Source organism: Bradyrhizobium sp. AZCC 1693 (genome assembly GCF_036924745.1).
Lineage (GTDB): Bacteria > Pseudomonadota > Alphaproteobacteria > Rhizobiales > Xanthobacteraceae > Bradyrhizobium.
Map to the genome: position 1 here is coordinate 1,674,179 of NZ_JAZHSD010000001.1, position 14,319 is coordinate 1,688,497.

General features: G+C 62.4%; 15 protein-coding genes and 1 pseudogene. 7 read left to right on the forward strand and 9 right to left on the reverse strand.

Translation table 11 applies throughout. The features are described from left to right. Positions 1–214 precede the first annotated feature (214 nt). Both V1293_RS08270 and rpmG read left to right on the forward strand, forming a co-directional pair. Positions 215–1,540 (forward strand): LLM class flavin-dependent oxidoreductase, encoded by a 1,326-nt coding sequence (locus V1293_RS08270; protein ID WP_334508338.1) that lies wholly within the window; start codon positions 215–217, stop codon positions 1,538–1,540. A 190-nt stretch (positions 1,541–1,730) separates the two neighbouring features. Beyond that, positions 1,731–1,898, forward strand: coding sequence for a 50S ribosomal protein L33 (gene rpmG / locus V1293_RS08275; protein WP_027537094.1), 168 nt, complete (start codon positions 1,731–1,733; stop codon positions 1,896–1,898). Between the two features lie 74 nt (positions 1,899–1,972). Here the strand turns inward: rpmG and V1293_RS08280 are convergent. Beyond that, positions 1,973–2,443, reverse strand: a pseudogene (locus tag V1293_RS08280) (MFS transporter); the annotation flags it as partial. Between V1293_RS08280 and V1293_RS08285 the strand changes: the two are divergent. Both V1293_RS08285 and V1293_RS08290 read left to right on the forward strand, forming a co-directional pair. Continuing rightward, the gene (locus V1293_RS08285) at positions 2,418–2,816 is read left to right on the forward strand and encodes a hypothetical protein (protein WP_442894217.1); all 399 of its coding nucleotides are present in this window, start codon (positions 2,418–2,420) and stop codon (positions 2,814–2,816) included. The pseudogene V1293_RS08280 and the gene V1293_RS08285 overlap by 26 nt on opposite strands. 161 nt (positions 2,817–2,977) lie before the next feature. After that, complete coding sequence (locus V1293_RS08290) at positions 2,978–4,195, forward strand: serine hydrolase domain-containing protein (RefSeq protein ID WP_334508340.1); 1,218 nt, start codon at positions 2,978–2,980, stop codon at positions 4,193–4,195. A gap of 137 nt (positions 4,196–4,332) precedes the next feature. Here the strand turns inward: V1293_RS08290 and V1293_RS08295 are convergent, their stop codons facing one another. Together V1293_RS08295 and V1293_RS08300 are read right to left on the reverse strand one after the other, a co-directional pair. Continuing rightward, the gene (locus V1293_RS08295) at positions 4,333–5,706 is read right to left on the reverse strand and encodes a PleD family two-component system response regulator (protein ID WP_334508342.1); all 1,374 of its coding nucleotides are present in this window, start codon (positions 5,704–5,706) and stop codon (positions 4,333–4,335) included. Between the two features lie 18 nt (positions 5,707–5,724). After that, positions 5,725–6,090: a response regulator gene (locus tag V1293_RS08300; protein ID WP_027538546.1), complete on the reverse strand. Its 366-nt coding sequence runs from the start codon at positions 6,088–6,090 to the stop codon at positions 5,725–5,727. Positions 6,091–6,352: 262 nt separating this feature from the next. On the opposite strand from V1293_RS08300, the gene V1293_RS08305 reads away from it, so the two are divergent. Both V1293_RS08305 and V1293_RS08310 read left to right on the forward strand, forming a co-directional pair. Beyond that, positions 6,353–6,622, forward strand: coding sequence for a DUF3572 domain-containing protein (locus V1293_RS08305; RefSeq protein ID WP_334508344.1), 270 nt, complete (start codon positions 6,353–6,355; stop codon positions 6,620–6,622). Beyond that, on the forward strand, positions 6,619–7,923 hold the full coding sequence (locus V1293_RS08310; protein WP_334508346.1) for a DNA polymerase IV: 1,305 nt from the start codon (positions 6,619–6,621) through the stop codon (positions 7,921–7,923). The genes V1293_RS08305 and V1293_RS08310 overlap by 4 nt, the downstream gene beginning before the upstream one ends. Before the next feature lie 37 nt (positions 7,924–7,960). Here V1293_RS08310 and V1293_RS08315 read toward each other — a convergent pair whose 3' ends face one another. Then, positions 7,961–8,362 (reverse strand): RidA family protein, encoded by a 402-nt coding sequence (locus V1293_RS08315; protein WP_334508348.1) that lies wholly within the window; start codon positions 8,360–8,362, stop codon positions 7,961–7,963. Positions 8,363–8,622: 260 nt separating this feature from the next. On the opposite strand from V1293_RS08315, the gene V1293_RS08320 reads away from it, so the two are divergent. Further along, positions 8,623–8,973 carry a hypothetical protein gene (locus V1293_RS08320; RefSeq protein ID WP_334508350.1) on the forward strand — a complete coding sequence of 117 codons (351 nt, stop codon included), beginning with the start codon at positions 8,623–8,625 and terminating at the stop codon, positions 8,971–8,973. Positions 8,974–8,983: 10 nt separating this feature from the next. On the opposite strand, the gene V1293_RS08325 is transcribed toward V1293_RS08320, so the two are convergent. From V1293_RS08325 to V1293_RS08345, 5 genes are all read right to left on the reverse strand, one after another. Next, entirely contained in the window at positions 8,984–9,277 is a 294-nt protein-coding gene (locus V1293_RS08325) for a GYD domain-containing protein (RefSeq protein WP_334508352.1), read from the reverse strand. 119 nt (positions 9,278–9,396) lie between these two features. Then, positions 9,397–10,161, reverse strand: coding sequence for a slipin family protein (locus V1293_RS08330; protein ID WP_334508354.1), 765 nt, complete (start codon positions 10,159–10,161; stop codon positions 9,397–9,399). Further along, positions 10,158–11,561, reverse strand: coding sequence for an NfeD family protein (locus V1293_RS08335; protein ID WP_334508356.1), 1,404 nt, complete (start codon positions 11,559–11,561; stop codon positions 10,158–10,160). Before V1293_RS08335 ends, V1293_RS08330 begins: the two co-directional genes overlap by 4 nt. Positions 11,562–11,673: 112 nt before the next feature. Further along, a complete protein-coding gene (gene amaB / locus V1293_RS08340) occupies positions 11,674–13,191 on the reverse strand; it encodes an L-piperidine-6-carboxylate dehydrogenase (RefSeq protein ID WP_334508358.1) in 1,518 nt (505 codons plus the stop codon). A 24-nt stretch (positions 13,192–13,215) separates the two neighbouring features. Further along, positions 13,216–14,316 (reverse strand): dihydrolipoamide acetyltransferase family protein, encoded by a 1,101-nt coding sequence (locus tag V1293_RS08345; RefSeq protein ID WP_334508360.1) that lies wholly within the window; start codon positions 14,314–14,316, stop codon positions 13,216–13,218. Between the last annotated feature and the right edge of the window lie 3 nt (positions 14,317–14,319).

Below are 14,319 nucleotides of genomic sequence, written 5' to 3' on the forward strand. Positions count from 1 at the left end.
ATTTCTCCGCACGAAGAAGGAATGGATTGCTTCGTCGCTTCGCTCCCTTGCGCAAACGCTTCGCGTTTGTCGGAGGCAATGACGGTATCGATGTCGCGGCAAATATCCTCCCCCAGTCCCTTTAATTGCAAAATTCTTCTCACGCTGACTTGATGGCGCTGCCCTGATCGCCTCCCTATCTCTTCCCCAACAATAACAGCTACGGAATGCGGCGATGGTACAGCGGCAACTCAAGCTCGGCGCGTTCATGCGGCCGGTCTCCATTCACACCGGCGCGTGGCGCTATCCCGGCGCCTGGCCCGATGCGAACTTCAATTTCGCGCGCATCAAGCAACTGATCCAGAAGCTGGAGGCCGGCAAGTTCGACGCCTTCTTCATGGCGGACCATCTCGCCGTGCTGAACATGCCCGTCAATGCGCTCAAGCGCAGCCACACCGTGACCTCGTTCGAGCCGTTCACGCTGTTGTCGGCGCTGGCCGGCGCCACCGAACATATCGGCCTGATCGCGACGGGATCGACGACGTTCGACGAGCCCTACCATGTCGCCCGGCGTTTTGCCTCGCTCGATCACATCTCGGGCGGGCGCGCGGGCTGGAATATCGTCACCACCTCCAATCCGGACGCTGCGCTCAATTTCGGGCTGGACGACCACATGGAGCACGCCGAGCGTTACAAGCGGGCGCGCGAGTTCTATGATGTGGTCACCGGCCTCTGGGACTCTTTTGCCGATGACGCGTTCGTGCGCGACGTCGAGGCCGGGCTTTATTTCGACCCCTCAAAGATGCACGTGCTCAATCACAAGGGCAAATATCTGTCCGTGCGTGGGCCGCTCAACATCGCCCGCCCCGTGCAGGGCTGGCCGCTGATCGTGCAGGCCGGCGCGTCCGAAGACGGCAGGCAGCTCGCGGCGGAGACGGCGGAAGCCGTGTTCACCGGCGGCGGCAGCCTTGCCGACGGGCAGAAGCTTTATGCCGACATCAAGGGCCGCATGGAGAAGATTGGCCGCAACCCCGAGCATCTGAAGATCCTGCCCGGCGCCTTCGTAGTGGTCGGCGACAGCGTCGAGGAAGCCAAGGAGAAGCGGGCAAAGCTCGACAGCATGGTGCATTACGACTCAGCCATCGCCTCGCTCTCGGTACAGCTCGGCACCGACGCCTCCGGCTTCGATCCCGACGGGCAGTTGCCGCCGATCCCCGAAACCAATGCCTCCAAGAGCGGCCGCCAGCGCCTGGTCGACGCCGCCGCGCGCGACAAGCTCACGGTGCGCCAGCTCGCCCAGCGCGTCGGTGGCTACGGCGGGCTATCGTTCGTTGGCACGCCGCAAACCATTGCTGACCAGATGGAGGAATGGCTGATGAGCCGCGGCAGCGACGGCTTCAACATCATGTTCCCGTTCCTCCCCGCGGGGCTCGACGATTTCGTCGACAAGGTGGTGCCGGAACTGCAGAAGCGCGGGATTTTCCGGAAAGAGTATGAGGGCCGCACGCTGCGGGAGAATTTGGGGCTGCCAAGGCCGAAAAACCGGTTCTTTGAGGGTTAACGCGCGGTATTTTCGCAAAAGTGGACACCGGTTTTGCGATCAGAATACGCGCAACAGGATCGATTCTACCCCGAATCTGGCCGGTTTCTGCCCCGAAAACCTTGACTTTGGGCGATCAGAAGCTAGGTTGCGCGGCAAATGCAGGCCGGTTTGGCCGGCGCCCGATATCCCCCTATTTGAGGTTCTGAACATGGCCAAAGCGGTCACCATCAAGGTCAAGCTCGTTTCCACGGCGGATACCGGCTTCTATTACGTCGCCAAGAAGAACTCGCGCACCATGACCGACAAGCTGGTCAAGAAGAAGTACGACCCGGTCGCGCGCAAGCACGTCGAGTTCAAGGAATCGAAGATCAAGTAACGTCGCAAACCATGCGGACGGATTTGAACGGGGCCCTTTCGGGGCCCCGTTTTTGATTCAGGCGCTTGCGGAAATTACGCCGTCTGCATCTGCGGCGGCCCGCTCGGCCGGATCAGCGCGAACGCGACCTGGATGATGCCGCCGGCCAGGCCGAGCGCGACGCCGATCCGCCATGCCATGGTGTAGGAGCCGAGCGAGTCGTAGATCAGCCCTCCTCCATAAGCGCCGAGGAACGAGCCGATCTGGTGGCTCATGAAAGCGAGACCCTGAATCATCGCCTGCCATTTCAGGCCGAACATTTCGGCGACGGCGCCGGCAACCAGCGGACCGACCCCCATCCAGAGAAAACCCATGATCGCGCCGAACAGCAGTGTGGTCGCTGGCGTCGCCGGCAGCACGAAGTACCAGGCCAGCGCGAGCGAGCGCAGGATGTAGATCATCCCGAGCAGCGCGAGCTTGTTCCAGCGCTGGCCGGCCCAGCCGAAGAACAGGCTGCCCAGCACGTTGAAGCCGCCGATCATGCCGAGCGTCTGCGCATTCAGCATTCTCGGCACCTTCGATTCGCTGGAGCGGCGTTTTTCGGCAAAGGATTTTCGCGGCTGCCCGTTCGTCAATGCAGTCGCCGAACTCGGCGAAGACCGGTCGGTCCGAAAGGTTGCCGTCGCCTTCAAGGAAAGCCGCCGCCTCTGGTTTCGCAACCTGCTGGTGCAGCTCGGCGTCGCACAGGCAGAAGCGCTTGCAACCCAGCTTGCCTTGCTCGTCGACGGCTCGATCGCGCAGGATCTCGTCCGCAACGATCCGGCAATGGCGCGCGCGGCAAAGGAAGCGGCGACGGTGCTGCTGAGGAATGCCGGGGTGAAGGTTGCTGTTGGCGGCGCCACGCCGAAGCCGAAACCCGCAGCCAAGATGCGCCGATAGGCACCCTCCATCGTCGTCCCTGCGAACGCAGGGACCCATACGCCGTGGCCTTTCGATATGCCGATGTGCTAGTTACCTTTTCCTACAAGCAGCATCGGTGGTTATGGGTCCCTGCGTTCGCAGGGACGACGCCAGAGAAAGCGGCGATAGAGGAATCGAAAATGGAAGACCTGAAAATCACCGCCAACGGTTATGACTTCAAACCGGCGCAGGCGGCGATGCAGCGCTACGTCGACAACAACCTGCTATCGGGCATTTCCTGGGCGGTCATGGTCGGACGCGACCTCGTCGACGTGAATTGCGTCGGATGGGCCGACAAGGAAGCGCAGACGCCGCTCCGGACCGACCATATCTTCCGCGTCTTTTCCAACACCAAGCTGATCACCTCCTGCGCGGCGCTATTGCTGTTCGAGGAAGGCAAGCTCAAGCTCGACGATCCCATTGAAAAGTTTATTCCGCAGCTTGGAAATCGAAAAGTCCTGCGCGCGGGCGCAACATCGCTTGATGACACCGAGCCGGCGAAGAGCTCGATCACCATCCGTCAGCTGCTCAGTCACAGTTCCGGTCTGAGCTACGGCTTTTTCGATCCGGGCACCGCCATCTACAAGGCCCTCAACGAGCGCGGCGTGCACAATCCCATGACGACGCTGGCTGACATGGTGGACGTGCTGGCCGGCTTGCCGCTGATCTATCATCCCGGGACGTCCTGGGAATATTCGCTCGCCACCGACGTCGTGGCGCGGCTGGTCGAGGTCATCAGCGGCCAGAGTTTTGACAAGTTCATTCAGGCGCGAATTCTCGATCCGCTCGGAATGGTCGATACCGGCTTCGTCGTGCCGGAAAACGATCAGGGACGGCTCGTTGCGTACTATGCCGGCGCCGACCTGATGGAGCCGATGAAGCCGGGATTGACCCGAACCGACAACTCGCCCTTCCCCGGCGCCTATCTGCGCCCGATCGCGAGGCTCAGTGGCGGCGGCGGACTGGTTTCAACGCTGCCCGATATGGTCGCATTGATCCGAAGCCTGCTGTCCGGCGGCAAGACCCTGCTCAAGCCGGAGACGATTGCGCAGATGATGACCAACCAGTTGCCGGATGGCCAGTGGATCCGCTTTGCCTTGATGGGCGAACAGCCCGGCAAGGCGTACAGCGTCGCCGGCGGATTGATCCAAAAACCCTCGGCGTTCGATCACCCCGACGCTTCAGGCGAACTCTATTGGGGCGGCGTCGCGGGCACGCAATGGTGGATCTCGCCGAAAAAGAACATGGCCGGCGTGATGATGGCGCAGCGCCAGATGGCGTTCGTTCACCCGTTCTCGTTCGAGTTCAAGCGGCTGGCGCATGAGGCGGTGAAGCAAGACGCCAAGGTTGTTGCTTGAGGCAATCACCAATGCACCGTCGTCCCTGCGAACGCAGGGACCCATACCGCGTGATCTTTCATTAGAGCAGAGTGGCAGACGCCGTTCTACAAAGCATCCGCCGGTGGCTATGGTCCCTGCGTTCGTAGGGACGACAGTTAAGCCGCCGTCGAAACCACCCTGTTCCGCCCGTCGTGCTTGGCCTGATACAGCGCCAAGTCGGCGCGCTTGAGCACGTCGGCGACCGGCTCGCCCTTGTGGTCCAGCGTCGCCAATCCGATTGAAATCGTGACGTCGATCCGCTTGGTACCCTTGTTGACCGCAAAGGTTTCGCCGGCGATCGAGCGGCGCAGGCGCTCGGCGACCATGCCGGCGACGGTCAGGTCGGTTTCCGGCATCACGATCACGAATTCCTCGCCGCCGTAGCGGCAGGCGAGATCGATGCCGCGGATCGACTTGCGGATGCGGACCGCGAATTCGCGCAACACGTCGTCGCCGGCGTCGTGGCCATACGTGTCGTTGATCGATTTGAAGAAGTCGATGTCGAGGATCATCAGCGCGAGCGGCTTGCCGCGGCTCGAGGCCTGCTCGGCCAGCGTCGCCAGATGGGTTTCCATATAGCGGCGGTTATGCAGGCCGGTCAGCGCGTCGGTGATCGCCATTTCGATCGAGTTCTGCACATTGTCGCGCAGATGGTCGGTATAGCGCCGCTTGCGGATCTGGGTGCGCGCCCGCGCCAGCAACTCGTTCTTGTCGACGGGACGCAGGAGATAATCGTTGACGCCGATTTCGAGCCCGCGCAGCAGCCGCGCATTGTTGTCGGCATCGGAGATGGCGAGAATCGGCAACTGGCGGGTGCGCTCCAACGAGCGCGCCTGGCTGCACAGCCGCAAGCCATCGTAATTTTCCAGGCTGAGCGAAACGATCAGCAAGTCGTAATTGCCCTCGGCGGCGTGAAACAGCGCCTCCGCCGGATTGGTTTCGACGTCGATGGTGTGCTCGGCGGAAAGGATCGGCGCCAGCCGGTCGTAGGACGATGGCCGGTCGTCGACAAGCAGGATCCGCCCGCCGACGCCCTTGTCGGCGATCGCGCTGCGTTCGGGCGCCTCCATGCCGATCTCGAGCGAGGTGATGGCGCGCATCCGCAGCTCATCAGTCATCATCTTGAGCCGCGTCAGCGAACGGACGCGCGCGATCAGGACGATGTCGGACACCGGCTTGGTGAGAAAATCGTCGGCGCCGGATTCCAGCCCGCGGACGCGATCAGACGGACTGTCCAGCGCGGTGACGATCACGACGGGAATGAAATGGGTGGCCGGGTTGGATTTCAGCCTGCGGCAGACCTCGAAACCGTCCATGTCGGGCATCATGACGTCGAGCAGGATGATGTCGCATTCGGAACGCGAACAGAGGTCGAGCGCCTCGGCACCGTTGGATGCCGTCAGCACGTCGAAATATTCCGCCGACAGACGGGCTTCCAGCAGCTTGACGTTCGCTGGGACGTCATCGACGACGAGGATACGCGCAGACATCGAAACTCACTCCTACCCCTACCCGATAAAACGCCGCACGGTTTCGATAAACTTGCCGACGGAAATTGGTTTGGACAAATACGCCTCGCAGCCGCCTTCGCGGATGCGCTCTTCGTCGCCCTTCATCGCGAATGCCGTGACGGCAACCACCGGAATGGCGCGCAACTCCGGATCGTCCTTGATCCAGCGCGTCACTTCGAGCCCGGACACTTGCGGAAGCTGGATGTCCATCAGGATCAGATCGGGGCGCAGCTTGCGGACGAGATCGAGCGCCTCGAAACCATTGCTGGTGCCCGAGGTCTGATAGCCGTGCGCTTCCAACAGGTCGCGAAAGAGCTTCATGTTGAGCTCGTTGTCCTCCACGATCAGGACGGTTTTTGCCATCCCGTCCCTCCCCTCGTCCGTAGGAAACAGATCCGGCCTTTCAGTACGCTTTTGTACCGCCGCCGGGCTGTCGAAAAGTGAATTCAACTAGCGTCAGATTTCGCTCTAAGCCGTTAAATCGGTGCCCAACTTTTGCGGTGTGGTTTCCACTTGCTTGAACACACTGAGCAGACTCGGGCATGATGGTTCCAAACTAGACACCATAAGTTAACGGAAAGGCAAACCCATCTGTTGAAAAAGCCCTGTTCACAACCCCCGCGAAGTGGCTGAAATCGTTGCAGTTCAGGCGCTGAGTTTCATTGCCGGCGATCCTGAAAGGCTCGGCCTGTTCCTGGCCGAAAGCGGCATCGGTCCTGAGACGCTGCGCACCGCCGCGGCCGACCCGCAATTTCTGGCTTCGGTGCTGGATTTTGTGATGCGGGACGATGCAACCGTAAAGGCGTTTGCAAACGCCTCGCAACTGCATCCGACCAATATTGCCGCCGCCCGCCAGGTGCTCGGCGACCCGCATTGGGAGCGCGACGTGCCGTGAGCGCGCCCGCGCCAGCCTTGGACGGTCCGCGCGCGTTCTGCCGGGATTGTCTCGGCGATCTCGATATCAAGGCCAGGCGGTGCGGCGAATGCGGCTCCCCTCGCCTCGTCCGCCACCATGCCCTTCCCTCCCTGACGCTGGCGCATATCGATTGCGATGCGTTCTACGCCACCGTCGAGAAGCGCGACAATCCGGAACTCGCCGACAGGCCCGTGATCATCGGCGGCGGCAAGCGCGGCGTGGTGTCGGCCGCCTGCTACGTCTCGCGAACCTATGGCGTGCGCTCGGCGATGCCGATGTTCAAGGCCTTGGCGCTGTGCCCGCAGGCTGCCGTAATCCCGCCCGACATGGCGAAATATGTCCGTGTCGGCCGCGAGGTCCGGCACGCCATGCAGACGCTGACGCCGCTGGTGGAACCGCTGTCGATCGACGAGGCGTTCCTGGATCTGGCCGGCACGCAACGCGTTCACGGCATGATTCCGGCAAAGGTGCTGGCGCGCTTTGCCCGCGACGTCGAGCGCGACATCGGGATCACGGTGTCCGTCGGCCTGTCCTGCAACAAGTTTTTGGCCAAGATCGCCTCCGATCTCGACAAGCCGCGCGGCTTTGCCGCCCTCGACCAGGTCGAGGCGCGCGAGATGCTCGCGGACAAGCCGGTCGGCTTCATCTACGGCGTCGGCCCCGCGACCCAGGAAAAGCTGGTGCAGCGGGGCTTTCGCACCATCGCGGACCTGCAGCGCGCCGACGAAGTCGAGCTGATGAAGCAGTTCGGCGGCGAAGGCCGCCGGCTGTGGCGGCTGGCGCGCGGCATCGACGACCGCAGCGTGGTGGCGGATCGCGGCGCCAAGACCATTTCCAACGAGACCACCTTCGAGAACGACATCAAGGATTTTGCGACGCTGGAAAAGGTGCTGTGGCGGCTGTCCGAAAAAGTGTCGTCGCGGCTGAAGAGCGGCGATATGTCAGGCCTCACGATCACCTTGAAGCTGAAGACCGCGGATTTCAGGCAGCGCACCCGCTCGCAATCCATCCACGCGCCGACGCAGCTCGCCGCGAAGATTTTTGCGGTGTCGCGCGAAATGCTGGCGAAGGAGATCGACGGCACGGCCTTCCGCCTGATCGGCACCGGCGTCAGCGCGCTGCGCGAGGGATCGCAGGCCGACGACACCGACATGCTCGACCGCCGTTCGGCCCATGCCGAGCGCGCAATGGATGGTTTGCGGAAGAAGTTCGGCAATGCCGCTGTCATCCGAGGCATTGCGTACAAGGGGCCGGCGAAGGAAGAGGATGAGGAGGGGTAGCCCGCTCTCATCCCTCCTCCGGGTACACGCAGAGACGTCAATCGACGACGGCCACGGCCTCAATCTCGATCAGCCATTCAGGGGCCGCAAGCGCGGTTACACCGACGAGCGTGCTCGCCGGCGGCTCCATGCCTTCAAAGAACGTCGAGCGCGCCTTGCCGATGATGGGACGGAGTTCCGGCTTGTAGCCGACAACGAAGGTCGTGATCTTCACGATATTGGCATAGCTCGCACCGGCGGCTTTCAGCGCCAGGCCGATATTGTGCATCACCTGTGTCGTCTGCGCGGCGAGATCACCTTCGCCGACCACCCGTCCCTCCTCGTCGGTGGACACCTGTCCCGCGATATAGATCGTGCGCGCACCTGACGCGACGACGACGTGGGAGTAAGCCGGATTGTGGTGAAGGCCGCTTGGCCGAAGCTGTTCGAGCTTGCTCATGTTTGTGCCTCCCTGGCGTGCATGGTTGGGCCGAAGCGTATCCGGGTCCGGCGCTGTCGACCAGACCGGTCCTCACAGGATGCTCAGCGAGCCCCGGGGCCTGGAATCCCTGACCTCGAATTGCCCATCCCTCAAGAAAAATACTCAACCATGCGGTCTTGAACCGGCAAGGAACGATCAGATTTCTATCAAGTCTCCAGCTTGTATGGGGCCCATAGGTCCGGATGCGTTCCACGAACCCTACGCGGAAGGAGCGAAAGATGGCCTTTTTGAAACGGGAGCTGCATCGGCAGGTCAAAGGCCCGGAAGTCACGGAACTGGATTTCTGGAACCTGGTCTTCGACACCGACACCAAGCGCTTGTACGTCGAACACGAGTGGACCTACCTGGATTCGCGGATCCGCGGGGCGGCGGATTATCGAACCGACGTCATGGATATCGCGGCGTATCTGACGCAAGGCGGTCAAACGGCCGGCCACCGTGAACTCTGGCGGTTGCTGCGAGGGATCTTCAAAGATCAGTTCGAGCCCGAGGAGTACGACCACGAGGTACCATTTTCGGGACAGGCCTTGGCTCGGAACATCGAGCAGCAGGCGCCAAATCGTCCTTGACGAGCGGCTGTCAGAGCATCTTCTCGACAACCTTGGTCATATCCGCCGCCGAAAAGGCTCGCAACGACTCGGTGCGAACATTGCCCAGGGCGCCAAGACTCAAGCTAAGCGTCATGGCGGAAAATTCATCTGGCGCTTCGAGGACCGTCACAACGTCATATCGCCCCTGCGTCCAGAACAGCTCCTTTACGGTGATCCCGAAGGTCTCGGCCATTTTCTTGAAAGCCTCTGCCCGCTTCGGCGAGTCCTTGGCGGCGCGGATTCCCTGGTCGGTGAAGTTGCCAAGCACGACATAAGTTACCATCGTGGCTCTCCCTGGTTGTCGGATTCAGTCGAACCTTCCAACTCGGCTGCATCGATAGATCAGCGCTCTTGATCCCTCGGGCGGCATCAAGATTGGCTCCTTGCCGGCAACGACACAAGTCACGTTGGTTCGCTCCGCCGCTCGGCCAGATGACCGAGCAAATCCATCGGCAGCGGAAACACCACGGTCGAGGATCGCTCGCCGGCAATGTCGTGCAGCGCCGCGAAGTAGCGCAACTGCATCGCCTGCGGCTCCCGCGCCAGCGTTCGGCCGGCCTCGACGAGCTTCTCGGCGGCTTGCTGCTCGCCCATCGCATTGATCACCTTGGCGCGCCGCAACCGCTCCGCCTCGGCCTGCTTGGCAATCGCGCGCACCATGGTTTCATTGAGATCGATATCCTTGATCTCGACGGTGGTGACCTTGATGCCCCAGACGTCGGTCTGCTGATCGAGGATCTCCTGGACATCGGCATTAAGCCGGTCCCGTTCGGCGAGCATCTCGTCCAGTTCGTGCTTGCCCAGCACCGAGCGCAGCGTGGTCTGCGCCAGTTGGCTGGTCGCAGCCATGTAATCGCCGACCTTGATGATCGCGCGTTCGGGATCGATGATGCGGAAGTAAAGAACGGCATTGACCTTGACCGAAACGTTGTCGCGCGAGATTACGTCCTGCGGCGGCACGACCTGTACCATCACCCTGAGATCGACCTTCACCATCTGCTGCACGACCGGAATCAGGATGATCAATCCCGGGCCCTTCACGCCGGTGAAGCGGCCGAGCGTAAACACGATGCCTCGTTCATATTCGCGCAGGATGCGAATGGCCGAGAACAGAAACATGATCGCGACCACCGCGAGCACCCCATAAGTCAAATAATCAAGCATCATGACGTACCTCCTTCACGGGTGGTGAGCGCCGGTCGACGCCTTACCACCAGCGTCAAATCTGTTATGTTGGCCACCTCGACCACCTCTCCGGGTTTGAAGGCTTCGGTGCCGCGCGCCTGCCAGCGCTCACCCTGGGCGAAGACGTGGCCTTCGCTCTCGGACCAGTCGAGGATTTCGGCGGACAGGCCGCGCATGGCCTGTGCGCCGAGCCGTATGGGGCCTTTTCGGGCACGTCGAAGCGAGCCGAGGACAACCAGGATCAGGCCGATGAACATCGCCGCCGTGATGCCGATCACCGGCCATGACAGCCGGAAGCCGGGCTCTTCGATCTCGAACAGCATCACTGCTCCGAGCACGAATGCGATGACCCCGCCGAGACCGAGAACCACGGTCGGGTTGAAGGCTTCGATGACCAGAAGCGTGATCCCTAACAGGATCAGGCCGAGGCCGGCATAGTTGATAGGCAGCATATTGAGCGCATAGAGCCCCAGCAGCAGACAGATCGTGCCGATCACTCCGGGCGCGACCGCACCGGGCGAGGAAAGTTCGAAGATCAGGCCGTAGATGCCGACCAGCATGAGAATGAAAGCGACATTGGGATCGGTGATCACCCTCAGAAATGCTGAGGTCCATCCGGGATCGATCGCTTCGCGCGCTGCGTCCCTGGTCGCCAGATGCCGCGTATCGCCACCCGCAACCTCGACCGTGCGACCATCGATCTGCCTGAGCAGTTCGGCCTGGTCGCGTGCGACGAGATCGATGACTTTCGCCTGCAAGGCGGCATTGGCGGAAAGGCTTTCGGCCTCCCGCACCGCCTTCTCCGCCCAATCGGCATTGCGGCCGCGCAGTTCGGCAAGACTGCGGATCAAGGCGACGGCGTCGTTCGTCGCCTTCGCCGTCATGGCATCCTTTGTCTTCGGCTGCTGATCGCTGCCCTCCTTCTTGTCCTTATCCTTCCCAGGAGTAGTGTCCGGCAGACCCGGCAACGGGCCGCCAATCTGCACCGGCGTCGCCGCTCCGAGATTGGTGCCCGGCGCCATGGCCGCGATATGCGTGGCGTAGAGGATATAGGTCCCGGCGCTGGCCGCATGGGCCCCGGAGGGCGCAACGTAACCGACGACGGGAACGCGCGACGCCAGCACGTCTGAAATAATCTCGCGCATGCTGGTTGAGAGGCCGCCCGGTGTATTCATACGCAGAACGACAACTTCGGCATGCCGTTCGCTTGCCTTGGTCAGAGCGTCCTTCACGTAACGGGCGGTTGCCGGCCCGATCGCTCCGTCGACCGAGATGGTCAGCGCAAGTTTGCTATTGGCCTCCCCCGCCGAGGCGACAAGGGGTGACACAACCAGAGCTACCGCTGCAGCAGCCGCAACAAGAGTCGCCTGTATGTTCTGCACAGCAAGGACTCCCTTATCGAGATGATATGGGGGTGGCCTCCCCGAACCTCAATATGCCCGGGATTGGCGGCCCGCGGCCCCCCGATCAAGTCCTAAGGCATGCTGGCTTATCTCAGCCAACGTCAAACTTGACGCCTTGGGCAAGCGGAAGGTCGCTGCCGAAATTGATGGTGCTGGTGACCCTGCGCATGTACGCCTTCCAGGCGTCGGAGCCGGCCTCGCGCCCGCCGCCGGTTTCCTTCTCGCCGCCAAATGCGCCCCCAATCTCCGCGCCCGACGGTCCTATGTTGGCGTTTGCGATGCCGCAATCCGAGCCGGCCACGGAGACGAATTTCTCGATCTCATGCATGTCGGTCGAAAAAATTGACGAGGAAAGGCCTTGCCGCACTTCATTGTGCAGCGCCAGAGCTTCGTCAAAGTCGGAATACTTCACGACGTAGAGGATCGGCGCGAAGGTTTCCTGCAGTACCGGACCGATCTGTCCCGGCATCTCAACCAGCGCGGGCCTGACATAATGGGCGGCGGGATATGGCACCGTCTCGAAGCGGTCGCCGCCGACCACCTGTCCGCCGAGCTTTCGGGCCTCTGCCAGGACTTCCTGCATTCGGTGAAAGGCTGCTCCGTCGATCAGCGGGCCGACGAGAACGGCGCTACTCGTGAGCGGGTTGCCGATCTGCACCGTGGCATAGACCTGTTTTAATCTGGCGACGAGAGCGTCATAAACATCACGATGCACGAACAGCCGGCGCAACGACGTGCAGCGCTGGCCTGCAGTGCCAACCGCAGCGAAGGCAATCGCGCGAAGCGCGAGGTCGAGATCGGCCGACGGACACACGATCGACGCGTTGTTGCCGCCCAACTCCAGGATGGCTCGTGCAAAGCGCCGCGCCAGCCGCGGACCCACGATCTGGCCCATGGCCGTGGAGCCGGTCGCCGAGACCAGCGGCACTCTCGCATCATCGACCAGCATCTCGCCGATCTCCCGTCCGCCGATCAGCACCGTCGACAGGCCGGCCGGTGCGCCGCCGAACCTCTCCACCGCACGCCGGACCAGCGCCTCCACGGCGAGCGCCGTCAGCGGTGTCTTCTCCGACGGCTTCCAGATCACGGGGTCGCCGCACACCAACGCAAGGGCGGCATTCCACGACCAGACCGCTACAGGAAAATTGAATGCGGTGATGATGCCCACCGGCCCCAGCGGATGCCATTGCTCCATCATCCGATGGTGAGGACGTTCGCTGGCGATGGTGAGGCCATAGAGCTGACGGGAGAGACCGACAGCAAAGTCGCAGATGTCGATCATCTCCTGGACCTCGCCGTGACCCTCGGACAGGATTTTCCCGGTTTCGATGGTGACGAGGCGGCCGAGCGCGGTTTTGGCTGCGCGCAACTCCTCGCCAAGAATCCGGACGAACTCGCCACGTCGCGGCGCCGGAAGCGACCGCCACGCGAGGAACGCTTTTTCCGACTGCCCGATTGCTTCGGTGACGCTATCAGGGTTCGCGTCCTCGACCTGGGCAATGGTCTCGCCCGTCAACGGCGATTGCACCACGCGTTCCCCGCCCCGATACCGGTCGCGGTAAACGCCGACGCCCTGGAGAATTGCATCAACGTCGGCCGAGAGATTCATTTGGATGCCCTGCGCACAGCTATGTTACGAAACCTGCTCAAGATCCGATTTGAGCGCCACCAGGAAGCGAGCGGCTTCGCCGCCCGTCACGACCCGATGGTCGAAGGTGAGCGACAACGGCAGCACGCGCCTCACCGCCGGCTGGCCCAAATGCGCAACCACCCTTTGGGCAATCCGGCCGGCGCCGATGATCGCCACTTGCGGCGGTACGACGATCAGGTTGGCGAACCGGCCTCCGATCATGCCGAAGTTCGACAGCGTAATGGTCGCGCCGCGCAATTCGCCCGGAGGTATTGAGCGCGCGAGCGCGTCAGCCCGCATCCGGTCGAGGCCGGCTCGCAAATCCGATGCGTCCCGCTCTGCGACATTGCGCAAGACCGGAACGATCAGCCCACCCCCGGTATCAACTGCGATGCCGAGGTCGACGCGCTCGATCAGACGCCGCTCTGCCGCGCCGGCATTGTACCAGGCATTGAGCGCGGGCTCCGCCTTGCAGGCGGCGGCGATCGCGCGCACAAGCCGGATGGTCGCATCCTCGCCCTTTCGCCAATCGTCGATATCGGCGTCATCGGTGACGCTGGCGGGGACGATCTCGGCATGAGACGCCGTCATGCGTTGAGCCATCGCGCGCCGCAAGCCGCGCAGCGGCTCGGCGGGTCCGCTGTGGGACAAGCTCTTGGCGGCCCGTTCCACATCCGCACGCGTGATGAAGCCGCCGGGTCCCGTGGCTTCGACCAGTTCGAGATCGACGTCGAGCTTGCGTGCAAGCGCACGCACTGCCGGAAACGCCTGAGTTTTCTGTCCAACCGCCGGCTCGGAAAGTGTTGCTGCAGCCGGCGGCTGCTCGCTGGCGCCAAGTTCGCCGACAATTGTGCCGGTGTCTTGCTCGGGGCCTTCGGCAAACTCGACGAGCGGCCCGCCTACTTTCACCACATCTCCCTTGGCGCCAAACAGGTGCAGGATGCGTCCGCTCGACGGTGACGGCACCTCGACGACGGCCTTGTCAGTCTCGACGGAAACCAGCGGCTGATCGGTGACGACGTGATCGCCTTCGTTGACATGCCAGTTGACGATCTCCGCCTCTTCGAGGCCCTCTCCCAGATCCGGCAATACGAACTGGCGCATGGG

Excerpts from the sequence above, each read along its gene's own strand:
- V1293_RS08270 (WP_334508338.1), top strand. The coding sequence starts at position 215 with ATGGTACAGCGGCAACTCAAGCTCGGCGCGTTCATGCGGCCGGTCTCC.
- rpmG (WP_027537094.1), top strand. The coding sequence starts at position 1,731 with ATGGCCAAAGCGGTCACCATCAAGGTCAAGCTCGTTTCCACGGCGGAT.
- V1293_RS08285 (WP_442894217.1), top strand. The coding sequence starts at position 2,418 with ATGCCGAGCGTCTGCGCATTCAGCATTCTCGGCACCTTCGATTCGCTG.
- V1293_RS08290 (WP_334508340.1), top strand. The coding sequence starts at position 2,978 with ATGGAAGACCTGAAAATCACCGCCAACGGTTATGACTTCAAACCGGCG.
- V1293_RS08295 (WP_334508342.1), bottom strand. The coding sequence starts at position 5,706 with ATGTCTGCGCGTATCCTCGTCGTCGATGACGTCCCAGCGAACGTCAAG.
- V1293_RS08300 (WP_027538546.1), bottom strand. The coding sequence starts at position 6,090 with ATGGCAAAAACCGTCCTGATCGTGGAGGACAACGAGCTCAACATGAAG.
- V1293_RS08315 (WP_334508348.1), bottom strand. The coding sequence starts at position 8,362 with ATGAGCAAGCTCGAACAGCTTCGGCCAAGCGGCCTTCACCACAATCCG.
- V1293_RS08320 (WP_334508350.1), top strand. The coding sequence starts at position 8,623 with ATGGCCTTTTTGAAACGGGAGCTGCATCGGCAGGTCAAAGGCCCGGAA.
- V1293_RS08325 (WP_334508352.1), bottom strand. The coding sequence starts at position 9,277 with ATGGTAACTTATGTCGTGCTTGGCAACTTCACCGACCAGGGAATCCGC.
- V1293_RS08330 (WP_334508354.1), bottom strand. The coding sequence starts at position 10,161 with ATGATGCTTGATTATTTGACTTATGGGGTGCTCGCGGTGGTCGCGATC.
- amaB (WP_334508358.1), bottom strand. The coding sequence starts at position 13,191 with ATGAATCTCTCGGCCGACGTTGATGCAATTCTCCAGGGCGTCGGCGTT.
- V1293_RS08345 (WP_334508360.1), bottom strand. The coding sequence starts at position 14,316 with ATGCGCCAGTTCGTATTGCCGGATCTGGGAGAGGGCCTCGAAGAGGCG.